This is a genomic window from Luteibacter aegosomatis (assembly GCF_023078455.1).
In the GTDB taxonomy this organism is placed as follows: domain Bacteria; phylum Pseudomonadota; class Gammaproteobacteria; order Xanthomonadales; family Rhodanobacteraceae; genus Luteibacter; species Luteibacter aegosomatis.
Window position 1 is genome coordinate 266,106 of sequence record NZ_CP095740.1, and the last position, 18,988, is coordinate 285,093.

The window sequence follows — 18,988 nt, forward strand, 5'->3', positions numbered from 1 at the left end:
TTGAAGAGCGGTGAGGATCGTGGCAGGCACTACGGACATGCTCGCCGAGTGTTTCGGTGAACACTTCGGTATCGGCGATTCGGAGTAAGGCAGGCGGGAGCCCAGAGAAACGTGTTGCGTGTAAGTCCCTTCGGTTCATATGGGTGGGGCGATTGCGAGACCATCTCGGCCCGTGCAATGGGGGCTAAAGCTAGAAAACCTGTGAAATTACCAGCGCGAAAAAGGCGGTCTTATCCGGCGGGGACGAGAACCGGCGAATGTAGTCGCAGGTTTCATGTATGGATCGGGTAACAAAGGCGTCAGTCTTCTCGCCAACCTTCGGACGGCAGTCCCAATTGGCGTAAGCAAGTTCGAACCCCTGCGGCGTCTTATAGAACACGTCTCCTCCGAGGATCGCAAATTCTCCCCGTAGTAGCGTCTGGGCTGCGGAAATCGCGTCGTCGGCGGCTAAGGCGACGTCATCGGTACCGAAGGCCTCCATCATGGGGATGCCTCGTTCCGAAAGCAGCTGCGAGTAAGCGTCAGGATAATTCATCACGGGTTGTCCGGAACAAAAAGGCGGTGTGTGATTTCATCTTGATCATTTTTTATGAATTGAAACACGCCATCGTATGCGTTGCTTCTTGAGCTATATGACCCTGGAATCTCTAGCTTTTGATAAGGGTTTCCGTCCCCTCCTGTGAACTTGGTCAGTGTTCCTTCCTTCGCAAAAGCCGTCACGGACTCCGGGAATGCATGGAACTCGCCCGGACCACGACTCATTTGGGCCAAGACTCTAGGCGTGTAAGTCGTGTTACGGAAGAAGTTTCCTGCCGCCACGTCATGAGACAAGTTGCCTGCTAGCGATGTTCCAAGGCCAATCGCAGCCCCTGCTCCCTTTACCAATGCGGCCGCACCGGTGAACTCAAACGGAAAACCTGTAGATGCGACAGCACCGCTTCCGCTTCCTGCCGGTGCAACGTCGAAGACGTTGGACATGGTGGCAATGCTGATTAGGGTGCCAGCCATGCCATTTATATAGTTCCTCTGCTTTTCCGCCTCGCTTCCAGGCCAGTATTGGCTATAAGACCCAAGTGGAACGCTCTGACGTCCATCGGTGTCAACGTTGTTCACCGGATTATTGATAGCGTAAGCATATCGATTGAATTCTGATACCTTACCTGGCTCGGACTGCGCAGGGTCCACGCTAAGAAAGCGCCCGATCGTCGGATCGTAATAGCGCGCCTGCATATAGACTAAGTTAGCGTCAGAGTCGTCGACGTGCCCTGTATAGCCGGGGCCGTCGGCCGGGGTTCCTAGCACTTGGTCGCCGTAAGGCTGGTAGTCAGATCGGCTGAGAATATTTCCCTGCTCATCGGCCGTGGCCAGCACGGTACCCTGAGGATCGGTGTAGTAATAGGTTACCCTCGCGGTGGCGGACTGTCCGTTGGCCACCGTGCTTGCAGAGAAAATCAGCAGCGAGGTAAGGATGCCACGCCATGTGATTGGCCTGCTTGATCGATTCATCGTAACGCCCCTGTCCCGTCAGCCGTACCAATGATTGGTAAGGTCCGGAGTTGAAGGTTAGCGCGTTGTCGCCCTGTTGTGCGCGATGGTAGCCGTCGAGCTGCGACGGGGTATGCAGCCACAACTGCTCTGTGGTCGAATCTCCTTGTAATCCCGAAGCCAGCTCACGATAACCTCATGTGCTTGGGGCAGTGAGTTCAACCAATGCTCGTTGAGTCATTTGTCGCGGAACATTCTGCTGGATAACAGTGGACACAGAGGCTTCGCGCCAGACCGGCTTACGCAGCTTCCCCGACCTACACCCTCGGAAAATCGGTAACAATGCACATGAGAAGAGATGAGAAAGCGAGTGTGGACTATAGCCCTCAGTCTAGGAAAAATTCTTAGTTGAGACGTTTCTTGGCTGAACTTGCGGAGTCATTCGTTGCGCGGCTAATCAATGAAGACTGGCCGAGAGAACGCCGGTACAGGACCTCTGCATCAATGCGTGCATGGATAGGCCTGCTTGATGACACCAGCGATTCATTCCCAGCTGTCTATGAAGCAGTGAAGAAATTTCTGGTTCCGTTGGAGATAAATGACCACTTGTTCTACCGTTTCACACGAGAGATTGACGACATGCCAATCACGACGCTATTCCCTGAAGTGACGCTGGATTTGCTAAATAGAACGACGCCCAACGTGCTCACTCGTTCGCCATACGAGTTGCCCAAGATTTTGGCCCTTGTTGCTGAAGCGCAGCCCAGTTTGATGACGGACACGCGCTACTTACGTCTCATCGATCTTATAGAACGAAGCTAAATCTTGGCCTCCATGCGACGGGAAGGGACTCTTCGAAGCCAGCGAAACTCGCTTTTTGACTCGCTAGGTCCGTCGGAGTCGTCGAGTCTCCTATTCTAGATTCGCTTCGGCTCCAGGCCATAAGGGGCTAGGAGCTCTGAAGACTATCCTATGGATAGCGGGTGATCATAATTCACCAAGTTAGTTGTGGTGCATCCGAGCTATCAGCGTCAGAGCTACCACTAATGCCCGGCGGCATCAACAATAACGTGCAAGCCGCCGAACCCATGGTGGGCCCACCAGGATTCGAACCTGGAACCAAGGGATTATGAGTCCCCTGCTCTAACCGTTGAGCTATAGGCCCTTGCGGGGCGGGCAGTGTACCGAAAGGGGCCAGTCTCAAGCCATTGCGATCTTTCCCATGCATCGGTCCCGGCAGGGTGCCCGTTGAGGTAAACTGGTCGTTTTTCAGACAGATAGCATGGTGCAGGCCTCCTTACGGGCATCGGTTCGCGGTTCGACCTTCGTCCGACTCCTTGCGCGACTGAGCGACGCCGAGCCCGTTCCGGCGGGTGGGTCGGTGGCCGACCGGTTGGGCCTGTGGCTCGACTGGACGCAGGCCATCGGCCTGTCGTCGGCGCTGGAGGGCAAGCTGCCCGAGGCATCCGAGGCGGTGTCCGCCTTCGACGACGGCGAAGGTGGGACGGCGCGTGCCGCGCTCGTGGAAGCCATCGTGACGGAGCGGGAGCGCGACATGGGCGCGGCGCCGGACTTCGCGGCCTTCCGAGCGCGTTACCTTCGCCACCAGCGGGCCATGCAGGCCGTGACCGGCAACCTGCGGGGGCGCCTGCGCGACGTGCTGGCGGCGGTATCGCCGGAGGCCGCGCGGCTGGCGGAGGTGGACGCCTTCATGGAATCGGTGCTGAGCCCCCGCGAACACCGCCTGCTGGCGGGCGTGCCGACCTTGCTCGGCGAACGTTTCGAGCGCCTTCGTGGCGCCGCCGCGCCGGGCGACGGCACCTGGCTCGATCTCTTCCGTCGCGACATGCAGGACGTGCTGCTCGCCGAACTGGACATGCGTTTTCAACCGATCGAGGGGCTGCTCGCCGCCCTTCGCGGCATCACTGGGTAAGTCATGGTCAGAAACCTTCTTCTTCTCGTCGTTTTCCTTCTCGGCCTCGCGGCCGTGGGCTGGGTCGGTGCCGGCTATGTCGGCTCCAACCCCCTGGGTGCGGCCGTGGCGGCGCTCATCGGCGTCTGTTACCTGGCCGGTGCATGGGAGCTGTATCGCTACCGGCGCGCCACCCACACGCTCGACCGCGCCGTCCGGGAACTGGACGAGGGCACCCCGGGCCTCGCCAGCTGGCTGCAGCGCCTGCATCCCAGCCTGCGCAACGCCGTGCGCCTGCGCGTGGAAGGCGAGCGCGTGGCGCTGCCCGCGCCGACGCTGACGCCTTACCTCGTCGGCCTGCTCGTGCTGCTGGGCATGCTGGGTACGCTGCTCGGCATGATGGCGACGCTGCGCGGCACGGGCATCGCGCTGGAAAGCGCGACCGACCTGCAGGCCATTCGCGGATCGCTCGCCGCGCCGGTGAAGGGGCTGGGTTTCGCCTTCGGCACGTCGATCGCCGGCGTTGCCAGCTCCGCGATGCTGGGCCTGCTCTCCGCGCTCTGTCGACGGGATCGCCTGGATGTGGTGCAGGAGCTGGACGTGAACATCGCGACCCGGTTGCGCGTGCACTCGCAAGCACACCAGCGCGAGGAATCCTTCCGCCTGCTGAAAGACCAGGCCAACCTGATGCCCATGCTGATCGAGCGCATGGAGTCGATGATGGCGGCGCTGGAGCAGCAGAGCCGCACCTCGGGCGAGCGCCTGATCGCCAACCAGGAAAGCTTCCACGCCACCACGGAGGTGATCTACACGCGCCTGGCGTCCTCCGTGGAGCAGTCGATGAAGAAAGGCATCGCCGAGAGCGCGCGCATCGCCAGCGACGTGCTGCAACCCGTGGCGGAATCCACCATGACCGCGCTGGCGCGGGAAACCGCGTCGTTGCACGAGAAAGTGTCGCAGGTGGTCGGGCGCCAGTTCGACGAGCTGGCGCACGGCTGGAAGCAAACCGGCACCGCCGTGACCGCCGCCTGGAACGATGCGCTGGCCGAACAGCGCAAGACCAACGAGCGGCTCACGCAAGACGTGGGCCGCTCGCTGGAAGCTTTTGCCAACCGTTTCGACGAGCGTTCGGCGAGCCTCGTCGATCACCTCGCCACGCGCCTGGATACGTCCGCGAACCATGCCGCCAGTGCATGGAACGATGCGCTGACCCGTCAGTCGGCCGCGAACGACGACCTGGCCGAGCGACAGGAAAAGGCGCTCGCATCCGTCACGGCGACGTGGGAAGCGCAGGCGGCTTCGCTCGCCGACGCCATGCGCCGGTCGCAGTTGGAGTTGCAGCAGGCGCTCGCCACGCGCGACGAAGATCGCCTGAAAGCCTGGGCGGATACCCTCGCCGCGACGACGGCCTCGCTCACCCAGCAATGGGAGCGCGCGGGCGACCACGCCGCGAGCCGCCAGCAGGCCATCGGCGACACGCTCGAGCGCACCGCCCAGGAGATCGCGACGCAGACGCAGGCGCATGCCAGCGCCACCATTGCCGAGATATCGCGTCTGGTCGATACGGCCTCGGAAGCGCCGAAGGCGGCAGCCGACGTGATCGCCGGACTGAACCAGTCGCAGGCGGCGTTGCAGCAGGCGCTCGCCACGCGTGACGAAGAACGCCTGAAGGCCTGGACGGACACCCTCGCCGCTACCACCGCCGCACTCACGCAGCAGTGGGAGCGCGCGGGCGAACATGCCACGAGTCGCCAGCAGGCCATCGTCGACACGCTCGAACGCACCGCGCAGGACATCGCCGCGCACACGCAGAGCCATGCGAGCGCGACCATCGCCGAGATGTCGCGCCTCGTCGACGCGGCGTCGGAAGCACCGAAGGCCGCGGCGGAGGTGATCGCCGAGCTGCGTCAGAAACTCTCCGACAGCATGGTGCGCGACACGGCGATGCTCGAGGAGCGCACCCGTCTTCTCGAGACGCTGGAAACCCTGCTCGACGCGGTGAACCATGCGTCCACCGAACAGCGCACGGCCGTCGATGCGCTCATCGGCACCTCGGCCGACCTGCTCGAGCGCGTCGGTACGCGCTTCACCGATCACGTGGAAGCCGAGACCGGCAAGCTCGGCGTGGTGGCCGAACAACTCACCGCCAGCGCCGCCGGCGTGGCGAGCCTGGGCGAGGCCTTCGGTGGGGCGGTGCAGCAGTTCGGGCAGTCGAACGAGGCGTTGATGGAGCGCCTGCGCGAGATCGCCGAGGCGCTGGGCACCTCGCTCGTGCGCAGCGACGAGCAGTTGGCGTACTACGTCGCGCAGGCGCGTGAAGTGGTCGACCTCAGCGTGCTGTCGCAGAAGCAGATCATCGAAGAGATGCAGCACCTCGCCAAGACCCGCGCCGCCGGGAAGGCCAAGGCATGAGCCACGACATCGACGCCGACAACGAGTCGGTCGCGCCGATCTGGGCCGCCTTCGGCGACCTGATGTCGGTGCTGCTGGGCGCGTTCGTGCTGATCCTGGTCGGCGTGATCGGCATGCAGTTGCAGTTGTCGAGCAAGCTCGACGAGGCCGTGAAGCAGCGCCAGGCGGAAGAGCAGCGTCGCGTTACGCTGGAACAGGCATTGGCGGCGCCGCTGGCCTCGGGGCGCGTCACCCTGGTGAACGGCCGCATCGGGATCAGCGGCAGCGTGCTCTTCGCGCTCAACTCCGATGAGCTGCAGCCCGAGGGGCGCGAGTTGCTGAAGAGCCTCGCCGCTCCGCTCAGGAGTTATCTCACCTCGCGCGACGAGATCCTGATGGTCAGCGGCTTCACCGACGACCGTCCGGTGCACGACGGCAACCGTCGTTTCGCCGACAACCTCGAACTGTCCGCCGAGCGCTCGCTCACCGTGACGCGTGCGCTGATCGCCGAAGGCGTGCCGCCCTCGTCGGTATTCGCGGCGGCGTTCGGTGCGGAGCAGCCGGTCAGCCCCAACGACGACGAAGCGGGTCGCGCGAAGAACCGGCGCGTGGAGATCGCTCCCGTTCCGAAGCCCTCGACGGCACCGGCGCAGACGCATGAATCCCGATAAGCCGCGGAGTGCCTTGGGCATGCTCGTCGACGACATGGCGTCGAAGCCGTCGACGTATCCCGAGTTGCCCGCCATCGAGGACTTCCGCCGCATCTGGACGAGCGTGCGTTCCGAGAGCCAGCTCCGCATCGCGCACGAGCCCGTGCCCACCGGCGCGGGCCCACTCAATTCCGCCGCCCTCGTGCATCGCGCGATCACGCTGATGCGTGAACTGTCGCCGGGGTATCTGCGGCATTTCCTGTCCTATGTCGACGACCTGTCGTGGCTCGAACAGGTGCACGCCGCCAACGCACCGGCGGTAAAGGACACCCCGCGCTCCACCGTTGCCGCGAAAAAACGCGCCCGCAAGCCGAAAAAGAACCCGGCTCGCGAGAGCTGACCCGTCGTCGATCCAAGCTACCACCCTGCGGTCCCAGATCCTGTCTTTCGGCGATGGTTCGTCGCCGCTGCTCTATACGGATCGCTTGACCCACCAGTACGCCCGCCTCACTAGTCCCGCCGCCTTGTCCGGATTCCACATGAAAGTGGCCACGCTCTGCGGCGGCATCGTGTAGTTGAAGCGGGTCAGGCCTTCGCCGACGGAAATCGAGCGGGCGCTCTTGTGGCTGTTGGCCACCACCAGCACGATGGAGCCGTCGGTGGCGTTCCAGAACGCCACGTTGGGAATGCCCTTGTCGGCGTCGGTGTCGGTGGATTGCACGCGACTGGCTTCGGGCAGTACGAAGCGGCTGAAGTGCGCCAGCGCGTAGTACTCGTCGTTGCGGCTGACCTGGCCGGTGCGGGAGTCGATCTGTACCACGCCCTTGCACAGGCCGCAGCCGCCGAAGTGCGGCCCGTGGTTTTCGTCCAGCGCGAGGTTCCAGTAGATCACGCCGCGGGCCCATTGGCGGATGCTGGTGATCAGGAGGTTGCGGGTGAACCACAGCAGCTCGCCACCGGCGGCGGATGGCCAGTCGCCGCCCGAGCATTCGGTCATGTAGACGTCCTTGTCGGGGTAGGCCCGATGCACCTTGCCCTGGTTATAGGGATTGCCTTCGTAGCAATGCCAGGCCACGCCGTCGATGTAGCGGGCGGCGTCGGGGTGGGAGAGCACTTCCAGGGGTTGCTCGGGATGGCTCCAGTTATGGTCCCACTCCAGGATCTGCGTGCGCGGATAGCGCTTGGCCAGCTTCGGGCCGAGGTACTGGGCGACGATGCGCGCGCGCGTCGCCGCGGGTATGCGCATGCCGGGATAGGACAACGGCTGGAAGGCGGGCTCGTTCTGCAGGCTCAGCGCGAAGATCGGAATGCCCTGGCTGCGGTACGCATCGAGGTATTTGATGAGGTAGTCCGCGTAGACGCTCTCGTATCGCTCGTCCAGCTCGCCGCCGAGCACGTTGGCGTTGGCCTTCATCCAGGCCGGGGCCGTCCACGGTGAGGCCATGATCTGCAGGCCCGGATTGATCGCGAGCGCTTCCTTCACGGCCGGTATCAGGTCTTCCCGGTTGGAGGCGATGTTGAAATGCTCGAGATCCGGGTCCGACTGGCCGAAGAAGACGTCGTCCAGCGTGTAGACGTTCAACGAGAAGTCCGACGAGCCTACGGTCAGGCGCATCATGTTGAAGTTGAGGTGGGGCGGCGGGCCGTACAGTTCGTTCAACAGCGCCTTGCGCTGCGCGGCGTTCAGCTTGTTCCTGAGCAGCCAGGCCGACGAATCGGTCATCGCCGCCCCGAATCCGACCATGGTCTGGTAGCTCTTGCGCAGGTCGATGGCGATGTCGACGGGGCGCGACCCGCGCGGCGTCGCCGCGATGTCGGGCTGCTGGGCCAGTTTCAGCTTGCGATCGGCGGTGCTGAGCCACAGTTCGACGGTGGGCAGGGAGGGGGGCGGTGGAGTTGCGGCTGTGGCTTCCGCTGCACGATGCTCCGAGCGCCAGATGGCGCGGGGTGCGGCCACGGCAAGCATAGAGATCAGCACTATCAGGGCGATCAAGACGGCGGAAATCCGGCCGAATCTACTTGGCGGCTCAATCATGAGGCCCGCCGTTTGAGGCTTGACTGCAGTTGGTGATTTGACGGGATCGCGCACTACGGCAAGCTCATGTAACGTAGGTCCGGGTTCAATATCATGTTAAAGCATTGAAATGATTCAAGTGGAGCGTAGTGGGGGCGATAGCTCACGTGAGGCTTATATTCTGAGATACAGCTTTTATCTATTTGCTTTTAGGAAGGATCTAAGGGAAGGGTATGGAATTTCACGTCATACAGAGGGGCGGGTGGCCCCCGCAATCAGGCCATTCGTCAGTATATCTTCGCATTGACTTTTGGAACGACTACTCGTTTCAAACGTTGTTCCAATTGTACTTCATTGACGATGTTGGTCGGTTGCACGAATTAGGTGACGTAAAGATCGGTTTTAAGGGGCAGGGCATTGAGACAGCGACCTACACTACGTTAGAAAAAACTTTCTCGACGCTGGATAGTAGGTACTACTCTCTTGGCCAGAGTATCGATTTCTATCGGAAAATGTCTGCGCTGCCAAGCTCGGTTCGCCAATCCATTTTGAGCGGGCTTAGAGATATTGTCTATCACCCTGCTCTAATTGAAGAGGTGGAGGGCGAAAAGTCCTTTAGCGTCTCTTTACTAAGAGATTTAAGTCTGTCAACGGTGCGCGGCCAATTCGCCAGAGTACTGGAAGGAGGGGCCCCATTAACAAACTTTGACTTTATATTTAAGCGGGAAGAGTCGGCCGATTTTGGCGGTATATCGCTAGAGTTTAAAGTTGTCGCTGAGGCTACCCCGAGTACAAATATACATGCCGTAATCGGTAGAAATGGGGTGGGCAAAACGACGCTGTTTAACGATATGGTTGAGGCGATTACAAAAAATTCGCATAGAGCATCATTTCGTTCGAAGGTAAATAGCCCATTTCCACCGCACTCGTACGGCCCTATTTCAAGCGATTATTTTAGTAGTCTTGTATCGGTAGCTTTTAGTGCTTTTGATCCATTCGTGCCACCACAGGACCAGCCTGACCCAGCAAAAGGGGCATGTTACTTTTATATAGGTCTAAAAGATTCGAAGAATCCAGGAAGGCTACGTTCCTTGAGCGACCTTCAAGAGGATGCCGTTAACGCCTTGATCAAATGTTTTTTTAAGGATGATTCCACTAGGCGATGGCGGCGAGCAATTGAAGAGCTTGGTTCGGACGATAATTTTTTGTCAATGCGTTTAGATCGACTGCTTGACGACTATTTAGAACTTCGCAAAATGAATGACTCAGGCCAAGCCGATTCGAAGGAATTTAAAGATATTTATCTGGAAAAGTGTCGGCCCTTCTTGAATAAAATGAGTTCAGGGCATGCCATCGTATTTCTTACGATTACTCGCTTAGTTGCTATTGTGGAGGAGAAGACATTAATTCTCCTAGACGAGCCAGAAAGTCACTTGCATCCTCCGTTGCTTGCAGCATTTGTACGCGCCCTCGCTGAGCTTCTACATGACCGCAATGGTGTGGCATTGATCGCTACCCACTCGCCAGTTGTTCTGCAAGAAGTACCCAAGTCTTGCGTTTGGAAGCTTTACAGAACCGGAAAAGATATTTCGGCGGAACGCCCGAATATTGAAACTTTTGGAGAAAGTATCGGCGTTTTAACCAGCGAAGTTTTTCGTCTTGAGGTCTCTCGTTCAGGATTTCATAAGATGCTTACGCGGTCGGTGGAATCGGGACTCACATACAGTGAAATACTTGAATCTTACAATTATCAACTTGGAATAGAAGGCCGCACTGTGCTCAAATTACTGATTGCAGTGGAGAGGGGGCACCTCCAGTGATGAAACTAAACTTACCCGTGCGGTCTTTTTTACAGGCTATAGACGCATGCGAAGAAGGCATTACAGGGAATGCTGTTCTACTAGATGCTTTAGCTTTGGCTAAGAACGATCTTCTTGGCATGGAAGATGTTTATAGCAGCGCTGCTGCCAATGGCGGTCTTCATACGCTCGTTGCGGTAGATGATGAAGCGGGGGACGAGTTGGTAGTAGGTGGCCTCCGGCGCTCTGATTTGATAAAGCTTTATGAGCAATATTTTGTCCCGAAAAAGAAGCCGGGAAGAGCCGTATATAACGCGATACTCAACGGCGCACTTGAGATGTGTCCTTTCTGTGGGGGCATTGGTATTCCAAAGACGCTTGATCATTTCCTTCCCAAGAATAAACACCCTAAATATAGCGTTCTACCTTTAAATCTTGTGCCAAGCTGCCGCGATTGCAATTTGGGGGAAAAAGGTCAAAGCGCTGCACTTGTCGATGAAGATGTTTTCCTGCAACCGTATATGGACAAGAGTGCTTTTTTTGATGAACAGTGGATATTCGCTGCTTATGAAGGGGTTGAGCAAGGTGAGCCCGGTAGGTTTAGATACTTCGTACAACCGCCAGGAACTTGGACTCCTACAGATGTCGCTCGTGCTGAGCATCATTTCAATTCGTTTGAGCTTGATCGAAAATACGGGCTAAAAGCGGCTCAATTGTTGACTACTGTGTTAGCTCAAATTAGGGCCATAAAAAGTTTCGGTATGGGAATTGATCAGGTGAGGGAGGTCATTCTCACTCCCGGTATAGAATCTTCTCCATTTCCGAATCATTGGCAGAAAGGGTTCTATCAGGCACTTTGGGATATCGATTGATGTTTTGGCATCAAGCAGTTCCTTTGACTGACCAATTCGGCTAAATGAAATTTTTGTTGTCGGCTAGTTAGTAATGAAGAAAACTTTCAGTGGTGTATTTTAATTAAAGAGTTCTTCGGCAGAAGATGCTGAGAAGCTCAAGTCGTAAAAAAAACGCCCGCTTATGCGGGCGCTTTGATGACTTGAGGCGGGAATTTTCGATCAGTCGATATCGAGGAACGAGCGCAGGGTTTCCGAGCGGCTCGGGTGGCGCAGCTTGCGCAGGGCCTTGGCTTCGATCTGGCGGATGCGCTCGCGGGTGACGTCGAACTGCTTGCCGACTTCTTCCAGCGTGTGATCCGTGTTCATGTCGATGCCGAAGCGCATGCGCAGCACCTTGGCTTCCCGCGGGGTGAGGCCGGCGAGCACGTCGCGGACGGTTTCCATGAGGCCGGTTTCCGTGGCCGACTCGATGGGCGAGCTGGCGTTGGTGTCCTCGATGAAATCGCCAAGGTGGGAATCCTCGTCGTCGCCGATCGGGGTTTCCATGGAGATCGGTTCCTTCGCGATCTTCAGCACCTTGCGGATCTTGTCCTCGGGCATTTCCATTTCCTTGGCCAGCTCTTCCGGCGTTGGCTCGCGGCCGAACTGCTGGAGCATCTGGCGGGAAATGCGGTTCAACTTGTTGATCGTCTCGATCATGTGCACCGGGATACGGATGGTGCGCGCCTGGTCGGCGATCGAGCGGGTGATGGCCTGGCGGATCCACCACGTGGCGTACGTGGAGAACTTGTAGCCGCGGCGGTATTCGAACTTATCCACCGCCTTCATCAGGCCGATGTTGCCTTCCTGGATGAGGTCGAGGAACTGCAGGCCGCGGTTGGTGTACTTCTTGGCGATGGAGATGACCAAGCGCAGGTTGGCCTCGACCATTTCCTTCTTGGCGCGGCGTGCCTTGGCCTCGCCCACCGACATGGCGCGGTTGATTTCCTTGATGTCGGTCAGCGGCAGGTACAGCGTGCGCTCGATCTGGGCCAGCTTTTCCTGCTCGGCGTCGATGGCCTCGCGGAAGTTCTTGATGTTCGGCGACCACTTCTGGCGCTTGCGCGACAGCTCGGCGGCCCACTCGAGGTTGCCCTCGTTGGACGGGAAGCTCTTGAGGAACTCGGCGCGCGGCATCTTCACCTGCTTGACGAAGATGTCCATGAGGATGCGCTCGTGGTGACGGATGTCGTTCACCACCTCGCGCAGCTTGCGCACGAAGCTGTCGATGAGGGCCGAGGGCAGCTTGAGGTTCAGGAACGCCTCGGACATCTGCTCGCGGATCTTCGCGACCTTCTTGTCGGCGATCTCGGCCTTGGGCGCGGACTTCTGGAACTTGGCGTGCAGCGAACGCAGTTCTTCCATGCGGCGCTTCACTTCTTCCGGATCCGGACCGCTCGGGCCTTCGTCCTCGTCGGTGGTCGTGGCGTCGTCGGATTCGTCTTCGTCTTCGGCGTCGGCATCGACCTCCGGAAGCTCGGCGGCGGCGGCCTGGGCCTGGTCTTCGGCGGCCTCGAGGTCGGCGAAGCCGGCCAGGATCTCGCTCAGGCGGCGCTTGCCTTCCAGATGCTGGTCGTACTCTTCCAGCAGCAGCTGGATGGTGAGCGGGAACGAGGCGAGCGCCGTCTGGACCTGGTTGAGGCCCTCTTCGATGCGCTTGGCGATGGCGATTTCGCCCTCGCGGGTCAGCAGCTCGACCGTGCCCATCTCGCGCATGTACATGCGCACGGGGTCGGTGGTGCGGCCCACCTCGGAATCGACGGCCGACAGCAGCGCCACGGCTTCTTCGGCCGCGGACTCGTCATCGGACGATGCGCCGGGGGCGGCGCCGTCGCTGATGGTGTCGGTGTCGGGGGCGGAATCGTGGACCTCGATGCCGACGCCCTTGAGCACCGCCATGATGTCTTCGATCTGCTCCGGGTCGACGATGTCGTCGGGGAGGTGATCGTTGATTTCCGCGTAAGTCAGGTAGCCCTGCTCGAGGCCCTTGGAAATGAGTTGCTTGATTTCCGATTGTTGCTCGTGAGCTTTGTTAGTCATGCCGACCGCCGCGGGTTACTGGAACCGATCAGTATAGTCATTTGATGATTTTTTGACCAGTTTTCAAGTGGATCGGCCTCATCGTCGATACGCAAAAATCGCGCCAGATCGGGCCTTCCAGGCCGGAGAACGCATCGAGTGAGGGGGGAGTGGGGCTACGGGCCCCGGCAGAGGCCTAGGGCACCTCCAGGCGGAAGGTGACCGGGCCGTCGTTGATCAGGTGAACCTTCATATGGGCACCGAAGCGGCCGGTTTCCACCCCCGGATGGGCGTTTCGGGCCAGTAATGCCAGGTGATCGAACCACCGGCGGGCCTCGTCGGGCGCCGCGGCGGTGGTGAAGCTGGGCCGCATGCCCTTGCGGGTATCGGCGGCGAGGGTGAACTGGCTCACCAGCAGCAGGCCGCCGCCGGTCTCGGCCAGGCCCAGGTTCATCCGGCCCTCGGCATCGGAAAACACCCGGTAGCCCAACAGGCGCTCGAGCATGCGGCGGCACTGGGCCTCGCCGTCGCCGGGCTCCACGGCCACGAGGGCGAGCAGGCCCGCGCCGATGGCGCCCACGGTCGTCCCGTCGACCTCGACACGCGCGGATTCGACACGCTGGATCAGTGCAATCATGGATTCGTTAGCGGCTGGCAGGGACCAAGCTTAATGGAGCCGTTACCATTCGGGCATGCGTCCCGACATCTACCTCCTCTACCTTCTGCTGCGCCTGGTCAGCTTCTTCCCCCTGCGTACCGTGCATGCCGTCGGCGCCTGGATCGGCCGCCGCTCGTTGCACAACCGCTCGCGCAGCGCGCGTTACACGGCGGTGAACCTGCGCCTGACCCGCCCCGAACTCCCTGACGATGCCCGCGCGGTCCTGCTGCGCGAGACGATGGAGGAGTCGGGCAAATCGGTCACCGAGGTGGCCGCGATCTGGGGCGGGGGTGCCGAAAAGGCGCTGGGGCTGGTGCGCGAAGTGGTCGGCGGCGAGCTGTTCGAGGCGGCGTTGGCCTCGGGCAAGGGCGTGATCGTCGCCGCGCCGCACCTGGGATGCTGGGAGCTGCTCAACTACTGGCTGTGCAGCAAGACCCCCATGGCCATCCTCTACCGCCCGCCGCGCATCCAGGCCATCGAGGCCCTGCTGCGCAAGGTGCGCGGCAAGCTGGCGCCGGAACAGGTGCGGGCCGAGGGGGCGGGCGTGCGCGCGCTGTTCAAGCGGCTGGGCGCGGGCGGCACCGTGGGCATCCTGCCCGACCAGAAGCCGCGCGAGGGGGAAGGCGAGTTCGCGCCGTTCTTCGGCGTGGACGCGCTCACCGGCGTGCTGCTTCCCCGCCTGGCGGCACGCACCGGCGCGACGGTGCTTTTCAGCTTCGCCGAGCGCCTGCCCCATGGGGAGGGTTTCCGCATCCACGTCATCCCGGCGCCCGACGGCATCGACAGCACCGATCTGAAGATCGCCTGCACGGCGCTCAATCGCGGCGTGGAGCAGTGCGTGGAACGGGCTTTCCCGCAGTACCAGTGGCATTACAAGCGCTACACGGCCCACGACCGCGCCGATCCCTACAAGACGATCAACCCGTTCGAGGGAGGCGGTTGAGGAAGACGGTCATTTCCTTTTCGGCCTGCTTGTCGCCGCGTCGCGACGCGGCCTCGATACCCTTGCGCCAGGCCTCCGCCGCGCCGGCCTCGTCGTCTTTCGCCAGCAGCGACTTGCCCAGCAGCTTCCACGCGGCCGAGTAGGTCTCGTCGAACCCGAGCGCTTCGCGGAAGGCCGTCGCGGCACCGGCGTAATCGCCGTCGCCCAGCAGCGCGTTGCCGATGGAGAAGCGCAGCAGCGCCCCGTCGCGGGGACCGCCGACCTGCGTGCGCAGGCGCTCGACGAGGGGATTGCTCATCGCATCGCCGTCCGCGTGCGCCAGTATTCCTGCGGAAAGAGCAGCGTGGGCTGCGCAGGCTCGGCCGGTACGCGCCCCGATTGCAGGGCGTTGAGCGTCGGCGCGTCCCAGATCATCAGCCAGCCCGTGCGCGAGGGCTGGATCAGTCGTGCGAAGCGGAAGGCCTCGGCCGGCGGATGCCTGGCATAGGAGACGATCAGTCCGTCGGGATGGTGCGTGGCGAAGTCGTCGAGCGAATCGCCGTCGTGAACCACGTCGTCGTCGTCGTCGTCGGGCGCGGGGGCCATGCCGGGAAGGACGTTGATCCTCGCGATGGGATGCATCAACCGGCCGGCGAAATGGTACTGGCCGTTGTATTCCGTGCCGAGGTTGCCGATGGGCCGTCCGGCGGCGTCGGCCTGGCCGAGGAAGGCCGAAGCGGGGGCGAGGTCGTAGCGATACCACAGGCCCATGGTGAACAGCGCATTGAGCGCCACGGTCCCGATCAGGCCGGCGAAGGCCAGGCGGCGCATCTCGCCGCGTCCCCGCAGGAGCAGCAGCGCGCCGAGTACGACGAAGATCACCGCGAAGAAGCGCGCGTAGGGCGCCATGCCCGTGAGCCAGATGTTGTCGGCGAAGCGCGTGGGCACCACGGCGGGCATCGCGAAGAGGGCGATGGCCAGGAGAAAGGCGCCCAGCGAGAGCGGCCACGTGCCTAGCGCGTAATGCGTCGCCAGGCCCTTGTGGCGCTCGCGCAGGTCGGCCACGCAGGCGGCCACCAGCATCGTCACGCCGGCCAGTTCCGGCAGCAGGTAATACAGCTGCTTGCCGCCGATGAGCGAAAAGGTGAGCAGCGCGGGCAGCAGCCAGGCCACGAGGAAACGCAATCCCGTCTCGAGCGGCTGGCGCATCAGCGCGACGAAGAGCGGCACGAAGACCAGCACCGCCAGTGCCTTGCCGACGATGGAGGGCAGCGACGGCACCGCGGCCGACGCCAGCAACAGCACCAGCGCGACGACGGTCACGCCCACCGCCACGCCGGTGCCCGGGCGCCACGGCTTGCGCAGCAGGGCCACGGGCAAGGCCACGATGCCGCGCAGCCAGCCGCTGAGCGGGAAGACGATCACCGGCAGGAACACGAGGTAGTACCAGGCGGGGCGCGCATGGCTCTGCAGCCCCTGCGTGTGCTTCTCGACCACGCGGCCGGCGGTCTGCGTGAAGAACAGGCGCTGGCGATAGGCTTCGCCGCCCGACTCGCCCGCGGGTATCGCCCAGGCCAGCAGGATGGCGAATCCCGCGAGCAGGGCGAGGATGCCGTAGCCGTACCAGCGAGCCTTGTTCTGCCGCGCCCAGTCGTTCCACAACGGACCGAAGAGCAGCGGAAACAGCACGTGCACCGCCATCACCGGTCCCTTGGTGAGCAGGCCCGCGCCCACCAGCAGGGCGAACAGCCACCAGCGCGGCTGCGCCCGGGTGACCGTCGGGACCAGGCAGAGCAGGGCGCCCAGCACCCAGACCACGAGGAGCACCTCGTACATGATCTGCAGGCCGAACAGGAACGCATACGACAGGGCCGTGAGCAGCCACGGCGTGGCCTTGGCCACCCACGGACGACCCGGGAACAGACGGCTGGCGAGCACCGAGGCCAGTACCAGCTGCGTGCCGCCGAAGATCACCTCGAGCACGCGCGGCCACACGTCGCTCACGCCGAACACGGCCCAGCCCGCGTGGATCAGCCAGAACAGCAACGGCACCTTTTCGCTGTACGGTTCGCCGTTGATGTGCGGCACGAGCCAGTGGCCGTGCGCCCACATCTCCCAGGCGACGGCGAGCGTGCGCGTGGAGAACATCGGCATCGGGCCGTGCGAGAAGATGGCCAGCAAGGCCATCGCCGCCCACAGCGGCAGCCAAGGCCACAGGGCGCGAAGGTGTTCCGAGCGGGTATAGGCGCTGATGGACAAGGGCGTCGTCACCGTTGAAGGAGCGTGGATTCTAAACGCATGGGCCCGGCAAAGGCTGACTTACTCCTACCCCTGGGGAAGTCGCGACGACGTCTAGGGCCCTGGCTCAGGCCGGGCCCCAGTAGCCGATCCGTCGCCGGATCTTCAGTTTGCGCCAGAGGTTGAGCGGCTTGCGGCGCCGATTACGCGCCCCTTCGGCGATGAAGGCATCGATCGCGTCGAGCACGCGCTCGCTCGACCGGCCGTCGCGGTAGGGGTGGATGGCGTTGGCGTAGTCGTCGATGGCCTGCATGAGTTCGGGCGGGCGCGACAGCGCGCGCTCGATGGCGGGCTCGAACTGTTCCGGATCGTCGATGTCGATCAGCTGCGGGCCCGGGCGGCGATTCTTGAACGTCACCACCGGCTTGCCCGTGAGCAGGAACTCGTTGAGCGCCGACGAGGTGTCCGAGCACATCATGTCGGCTTCGCCGAACAGTTCCAGGATGTTGTCGTTTTCGGCAAAGCGCAGGTAGTCGTTCTGGAGCGCCTTGAATTTCGCCGTGGTTTCCGGGTTCATCTTCGGGTGGAAGGTGACCACGAAACGGTAGCGGCCGTCGCGCGAGAGTTCCTTCACCTTGTCGTAGAGGATCTCGGCGGCGCTCCACGAGGGCGAGAACGTGGAGTGGTAGAGGATCACCGGCGGGCGCTTCACCGGGGGCAGCGGACGGCGGCCGATCTCGCCCATGTAGGGGTCGAGCTTCGGCCAGCCGGTTTCCTTCACGGCGAAATGGCCGAGCTTCGCGGCGATCTCGCCGAAGGCCTGGGTGTCGCGCGGGCCGGTGGTGCAGTAGAGGTCGAAGAAACCGCGGATGTAGATGTGCCGCGGCTTGCCCGCGTCGAAACCGTGGAAGGTTTCCACCTTCACGCCCGGGAAGAAGTGCGGCACCGCGTTCGACGAGGTGACCACGGCGATCGGGTCGTAGCTGCGCACTTCCTCGGTGGTGCGCAGCCAGGTCTCGCCCTCGACGAGGTCTTCGCCACCGGGGCCGTCGAAGAACCACGCCGCCTCGTGGCCGCGTTCGCGGATGGCCTTCTGCAGCGGACGCAGGATGGCCAGCGCGTAACGCTCGGAGCCGTAAAGGAGGTAGTGCTTCTTCATGTCGTGGTGTCCGAGCCGCGGTCGAGGCCGTGGCGATGCAGGGCGGTGGCGGCCGACTCGCGCGAGGCCGGGTTGTGCCGCATTTCGTAGTAGCGCATGCGCTTGTACACGGCGTAGCTCGCCGCCGTCTGCGCGATGATGAAACCGCGCCAGCCGTCGAGGACGGCAAGGCGGAAGAGGTAATCCTTGATGAAGGCGAGCAGGAACACGAACGGCGTCTGCCACATGCGCGCCGACTTGCCCTTGTCGTACCAGTCGCGGCACTTCAGCTCGGCATAGCGCAGCACCTTGAGCTGCTTCTCGACGAGGCTGGGATTGTTCACGTGGTCGAAGGGCGCGCGCAGCGTCCGCGAGGCGCCGTCGAAGCGCAGGGATTCATGCACGCGGGCGTCGGTCCAGCGGGCACGGTCGCGGTGCCACAGGCGGGCCATCTTCTCGCCCACCGAGGGGCGATACCAGCGCATCGGCCGGCCCATGTAGATGGTGCGCCGACGCAGGTACACGGCCGCGTCGTTACCCGCCTGGATGGCGGGCAGGGCGGCCTCCAGCTCGGCGGCCAGTTCGGGGGAGAGGAACTCGTCGGCGTCCAGGGCGAGCAGCCAGTCGTGGCTGGCCTGGGTGGTGGCGAAATTTCGCTGCGGCCCGAAGCCCAGCCAGTCCTGGTGTACCACCCGGGCGCCGTGCGCCTGGGCGATGGCGACCGTGTCGTCGGTGCTGCCGCTGTCCACCACCACCTTCTCGGCGGCGAAGGGCACGCTGTCCAGGCAGCGGGCGATCGTATGCGCCTCGTTATAGGTGATCACTACAAGGGTCAGGGGGAGGCTCGCCATCGCGAAAGTCTACCCGAT

General features: G+C 62.2%; 17 protein-coding genes and 1 tRNA gene. 8 read left to right on the forward strand and 10 right to left on the reverse strand.

Going from position 1 to position 18,988, the window contains the following annotated elements; genetic code table 11:
* Window positions 1-190: 190 nt before the first annotated feature.
* Window positions 191-535 carry an Imm40 family immunity protein gene (gene imm40, locus L2Y94_RS01110; RefSeq protein WP_247372413.1) on the reverse strand — a complete coding sequence of 115 codons (345 nt, stop codon included), beginning with the start codon at window positions 533-535 and terminating at the stop codon, window positions 191-193.
* On the reverse strand, window positions 535-1,506 hold the full coding sequence (locus tag L2Y94_RS01115) for an RHS repeat-associated core domain-containing protein (RefSeq protein WP_247372415.1): 972 nt from the start codon (window positions 1,504-1,506) through the stop codon (window positions 535-537). The genes imm40 and L2Y94_RS01115 overlap by 1 nt, the downstream gene beginning before the upstream one ends.
* A gap of 483 nt (window positions 1,507-1,989) precedes the next feature.
* Between L2Y94_RS01115 and L2Y94_RS01125 the strand changes: the two genes are divergently transcribed.
* A complete protein-coding gene (locus tag L2Y94_RS01125) occupies window positions 1,990-2,307 on the forward strand; it encodes a hypothetical protein (protein ID WP_247372416.1) in 318 nt (105 codons plus the stop codon).
* A gap of 267 nt (window positions 2,308-2,574) precedes the next feature.
* Here the strand turns inward: L2Y94_RS01125 and L2Y94_RS01130 are convergent.
* Window positions 2,575-2,650, reverse strand: a tRNA-Ile gene (locus L2Y94_RS01130).
* A 117-nt stretch (window positions 2,651-2,767) separates the two neighbouring features.
* Between L2Y94_RS01130 and L2Y94_RS01135 the strand changes: the two genes are divergently transcribed.
* The 4 genes from L2Y94_RS01135 to L2Y94_RS01150 are packed head-to-tail and all read left to right on the forward strand — an operon-like array spanning window position 2,768 to window position 6,838.
* Window positions 2,768-3,418 (forward strand): DUF3348 domain-containing protein, encoded by a 651-nt coding sequence (locus L2Y94_RS01135; protein ID WP_247372418.1) that lies wholly within the window; start codon window positions 2,768-2,770, stop codon window positions 3,416-3,418.
* Window positions 3,419-3,421: 3 nt separating this feature from the next.
* Entirely contained in the window at window positions 3,422-5,809 is a 2,388-nt protein-coding gene (locus tag L2Y94_RS01140) for a DUF802 domain-containing protein (RefSeq protein ID WP_247372420.1), read from the forward strand.
* A complete protein-coding gene (locus L2Y94_RS01145) occupies window positions 5,806-6,459 on the forward strand; it encodes an OmpA family protein (protein WP_247372422.1) in 654 nt (217 codons plus the stop codon). The genes L2Y94_RS01140 and L2Y94_RS01145 overlap by 4 nt, the downstream gene beginning before the upstream one ends.
* Window positions 6,446-6,838, forward strand: coding sequence for a DUF2894 domain-containing protein (locus tag L2Y94_RS01150; RefSeq protein ID WP_247372423.1), 393 nt, complete (start codon window positions 6,446-6,448; stop codon window positions 6,836-6,838). The genes L2Y94_RS01145 and L2Y94_RS01150 overlap by 14 nt, the downstream gene beginning before the upstream one ends.
* A gap of 72 nt (window positions 6,839-6,910) precedes the next feature.
* On the opposite strand, the gene L2Y94_RS01155 is transcribed toward L2Y94_RS01150, so the two are convergent.
* Entirely contained in the window at window positions 6,911-8,431 is a 1,521-nt protein-coding gene (locus L2Y94_RS01155; protein WP_345780010.1) for a glycoside hydrolase family 30 protein, read from the reverse strand.
* Between the two features lie 365 nt (window positions 8,432-8,796).
* On the opposite strand from L2Y94_RS01155, the gene L2Y94_RS01160 reads away from it, so the two are divergent.
* Together L2Y94_RS01160 and L2Y94_RS01165 are read left to right on the forward strand one after the other, a co-directional pair.
* The gene (locus tag L2Y94_RS01160; RefSeq protein WP_247372427.1) at window positions 8,797-10,272 is read left to right on the forward strand and encodes an AAA family ATPase; all 1,476 of its coding nucleotides are present in this window, start codon (window positions 8,797-8,799) and stop codon (window positions 10,270-10,272) included.
* Window positions 10,272-11,123: an HNH endonuclease gene (locus tag L2Y94_RS01165; RefSeq protein ID WP_247372429.1), complete on the forward strand. Its 852-nt coding sequence runs from the start codon at window positions 10,272-10,274 to the stop codon at window positions 11,121-11,123. The genes L2Y94_RS01160 and L2Y94_RS01165 overlap by 1 nt, the downstream gene beginning before the upstream one ends.
* 201 nt (window positions 11,124-11,324) lie before the next feature.
* On the opposite strand, the gene rpoD is transcribed toward L2Y94_RS01165, so the two are convergent.
* Both rpoD and dtd read right to left on the reverse strand, forming a co-directional pair.
* The gene (rpoD, locus tag L2Y94_RS01170; protein ID WP_247372431.1) at window positions 11,325-13,184 is read right to left on the reverse strand and encodes an RNA polymerase sigma factor RpoD; all 1,860 of its coding nucleotides are present in this window, start codon (window positions 13,182-13,184) and stop codon (window positions 11,325-11,327) included.
* Between the two features lie 175 nt (window positions 13,185-13,359).
* Window positions 13,360-13,800 (reverse strand): D-aminoacyl-tRNA deacylase, encoded by a 441-nt coding sequence (dtd, locus tag L2Y94_RS01175; protein ID WP_247372432.1) that lies wholly within the window; start codon window positions 13,798-13,800, stop codon window positions 13,360-13,362.
* Between the two features lie 55 nt (window positions 13,801-13,855).
* Between dtd and L2Y94_RS01180 the strand changes: the two genes are divergently transcribed.
* The gene (locus tag L2Y94_RS01180; RefSeq protein WP_247372434.1) at window positions 13,856-14,764 is read left to right on the forward strand and encodes an LpxL/LpxP family acyltransferase; all 909 of its coding nucleotides are present in this window, start codon (window positions 13,856-13,858) and stop codon (window positions 14,762-14,764) included.
* Here the strand turns inward: L2Y94_RS01180 and L2Y94_RS01185 are convergent.
* The 4 genes from L2Y94_RS01185 to L2Y94_RS01200 all read right to left on the reverse strand — a co-directional run bounded on the left by L2Y94_RS01185 (window position 14,739) and on the right by L2Y94_RS01200 (window position 18,970).
* Window positions 14,739-15,062, reverse strand: coding sequence for a hypothetical protein (locus tag L2Y94_RS01185; protein ID WP_247372436.1), 324 nt, complete (start codon window positions 15,060-15,062; stop codon window positions 14,739-14,741). The two genes, L2Y94_RS01180 and L2Y94_RS01185, sit on opposite strands and share 26 nt — an antisense overlap.
* Window positions 15,059-17,002 (reverse strand): ArnT family glycosyltransferase, encoded by a 1,944-nt coding sequence (locus tag L2Y94_RS01190; RefSeq protein ID WP_247372438.1) that lies wholly within the window; start codon window positions 17,000-17,002, stop codon window positions 15,059-15,061. The genes L2Y94_RS01185 and L2Y94_RS01190 overlap by 4 nt, the downstream gene beginning before the upstream one ends.
* Before the next feature lie 106 nt (window positions 17,003-17,108).
* Complete coding sequence (locus L2Y94_RS01195; RefSeq protein ID WP_247372439.1) at window positions 17,109-18,140, reverse strand: CDP-glycerol glycerophosphotransferase family protein; 1,032 nt, start codon at window positions 18,138-18,140, stop codon at window positions 17,109-17,111.
* The gene (locus L2Y94_RS01200; protein ID WP_247372441.1) at window positions 18,137-18,970 is read right to left on the reverse strand and encodes a glycosyltransferase family 2 protein; all 834 of its coding nucleotides are present in this window, start codon (window positions 18,968-18,970) and stop codon (window positions 18,137-18,139) included. The genes L2Y94_RS01195 and L2Y94_RS01200 overlap by 4 nt, the downstream gene beginning before the upstream one ends.
* Window positions 18,971-18,988 lie beyond the last annotated feature (18 nt).

What these genes read in the sequence shown, in the direction of transcription:
- imm40 (WP_247372413.1), bottom strand. Translation starts at nt 535, where the DNA reads ATGAATTATCCTGACGCTTACTCGCAGCTGCTTTCGGAACGAGGCATC.
- L2Y94_RS01115 (WP_247372415.1), bottom strand. Translation starts at nt 1,506, where the DNA reads ATGAATCGATCAAGCAGGCCAATCACATGGCGTGGCATCCTTACCTCG.
- L2Y94_RS01125 (WP_247372416.1), top strand. Translation starts at nt 1,990, where the DNA reads ATGCGTGCATGGATAGGCCTGCTTGATGACACCAGCGATTCATTCCCA.
- L2Y94_RS01135 (WP_247372418.1), top strand. Translation starts at nt 2,768, where the DNA reads ATGGTGCAGGCCTCCTTACGGGCATCGGTTCGCGGTTCGACCTTCGTC.
- L2Y94_RS01140 (WP_247372420.1), top strand. Translation starts at nt 3,422, where the DNA reads ATGGTCAGAAACCTTCTTCTTCTCGTCGTTTTCCTTCTCGGCCTCGCG.
- L2Y94_RS01145 (WP_247372422.1), top strand. Translation starts at nt 5,806, where the DNA reads ATGAGCCACGACATCGACGCCGACAACGAGTCGGTCGCGCCGATCTGG.
- L2Y94_RS01150 (WP_247372423.1), top strand. Translation starts at nt 6,446, where the DNA reads ATGAATCCCGATAAGCCGCGGAGTGCCTTGGGCATGCTCGTCGACGAC.
- L2Y94_RS01165 (WP_247372429.1), top strand. Translation starts at nt 10,272, where the DNA reads ATGAAACTAAACTTACCCGTGCGGTCTTTTTTACAGGCTATAGACGCA.
- rpoD (WP_247372431.1), bottom strand. Translation starts at nt 13,184, where the DNA reads ATGACTAACAAAGCTCACGAGCAACAATCGGAAATCAAGCAACTCATT.
- dtd (WP_247372432.1), bottom strand. Translation starts at nt 13,800, where the DNA reads ATGATTGCACTGATCCAGCGTGTCGAATCCGCGCGTGTCGAGGTCGAC.
- L2Y94_RS01180 (WP_247372434.1), top strand. Translation starts at nt 13,856, where the DNA reads ATGCGTCCCGACATCTACCTCCTCTACCTTCTGCTGCGCCTGGTCAGC.
- L2Y94_RS01185 (WP_247372436.1), bottom strand. Translation starts at nt 15,062, where the DNA reads ATGAGCAATCCCCTCGTCGAGCGCCTGCGCACGCAGGTCGGCGGTCCC.
- L2Y94_RS01195 (WP_247372439.1), bottom strand. Translation starts at nt 18,140, where the DNA reads ATGAAGAAGCACTACCTCCTTTACGGCTCCGAGCGTTACGCGCTGGCC.
- L2Y94_RS01200 (WP_247372441.1), bottom strand. Translation starts at nt 18,970, where the DNA reads ATGGCGAGCCTCCCCCTGACCCTTGTAGTGATCACCTATAACGAGGCG.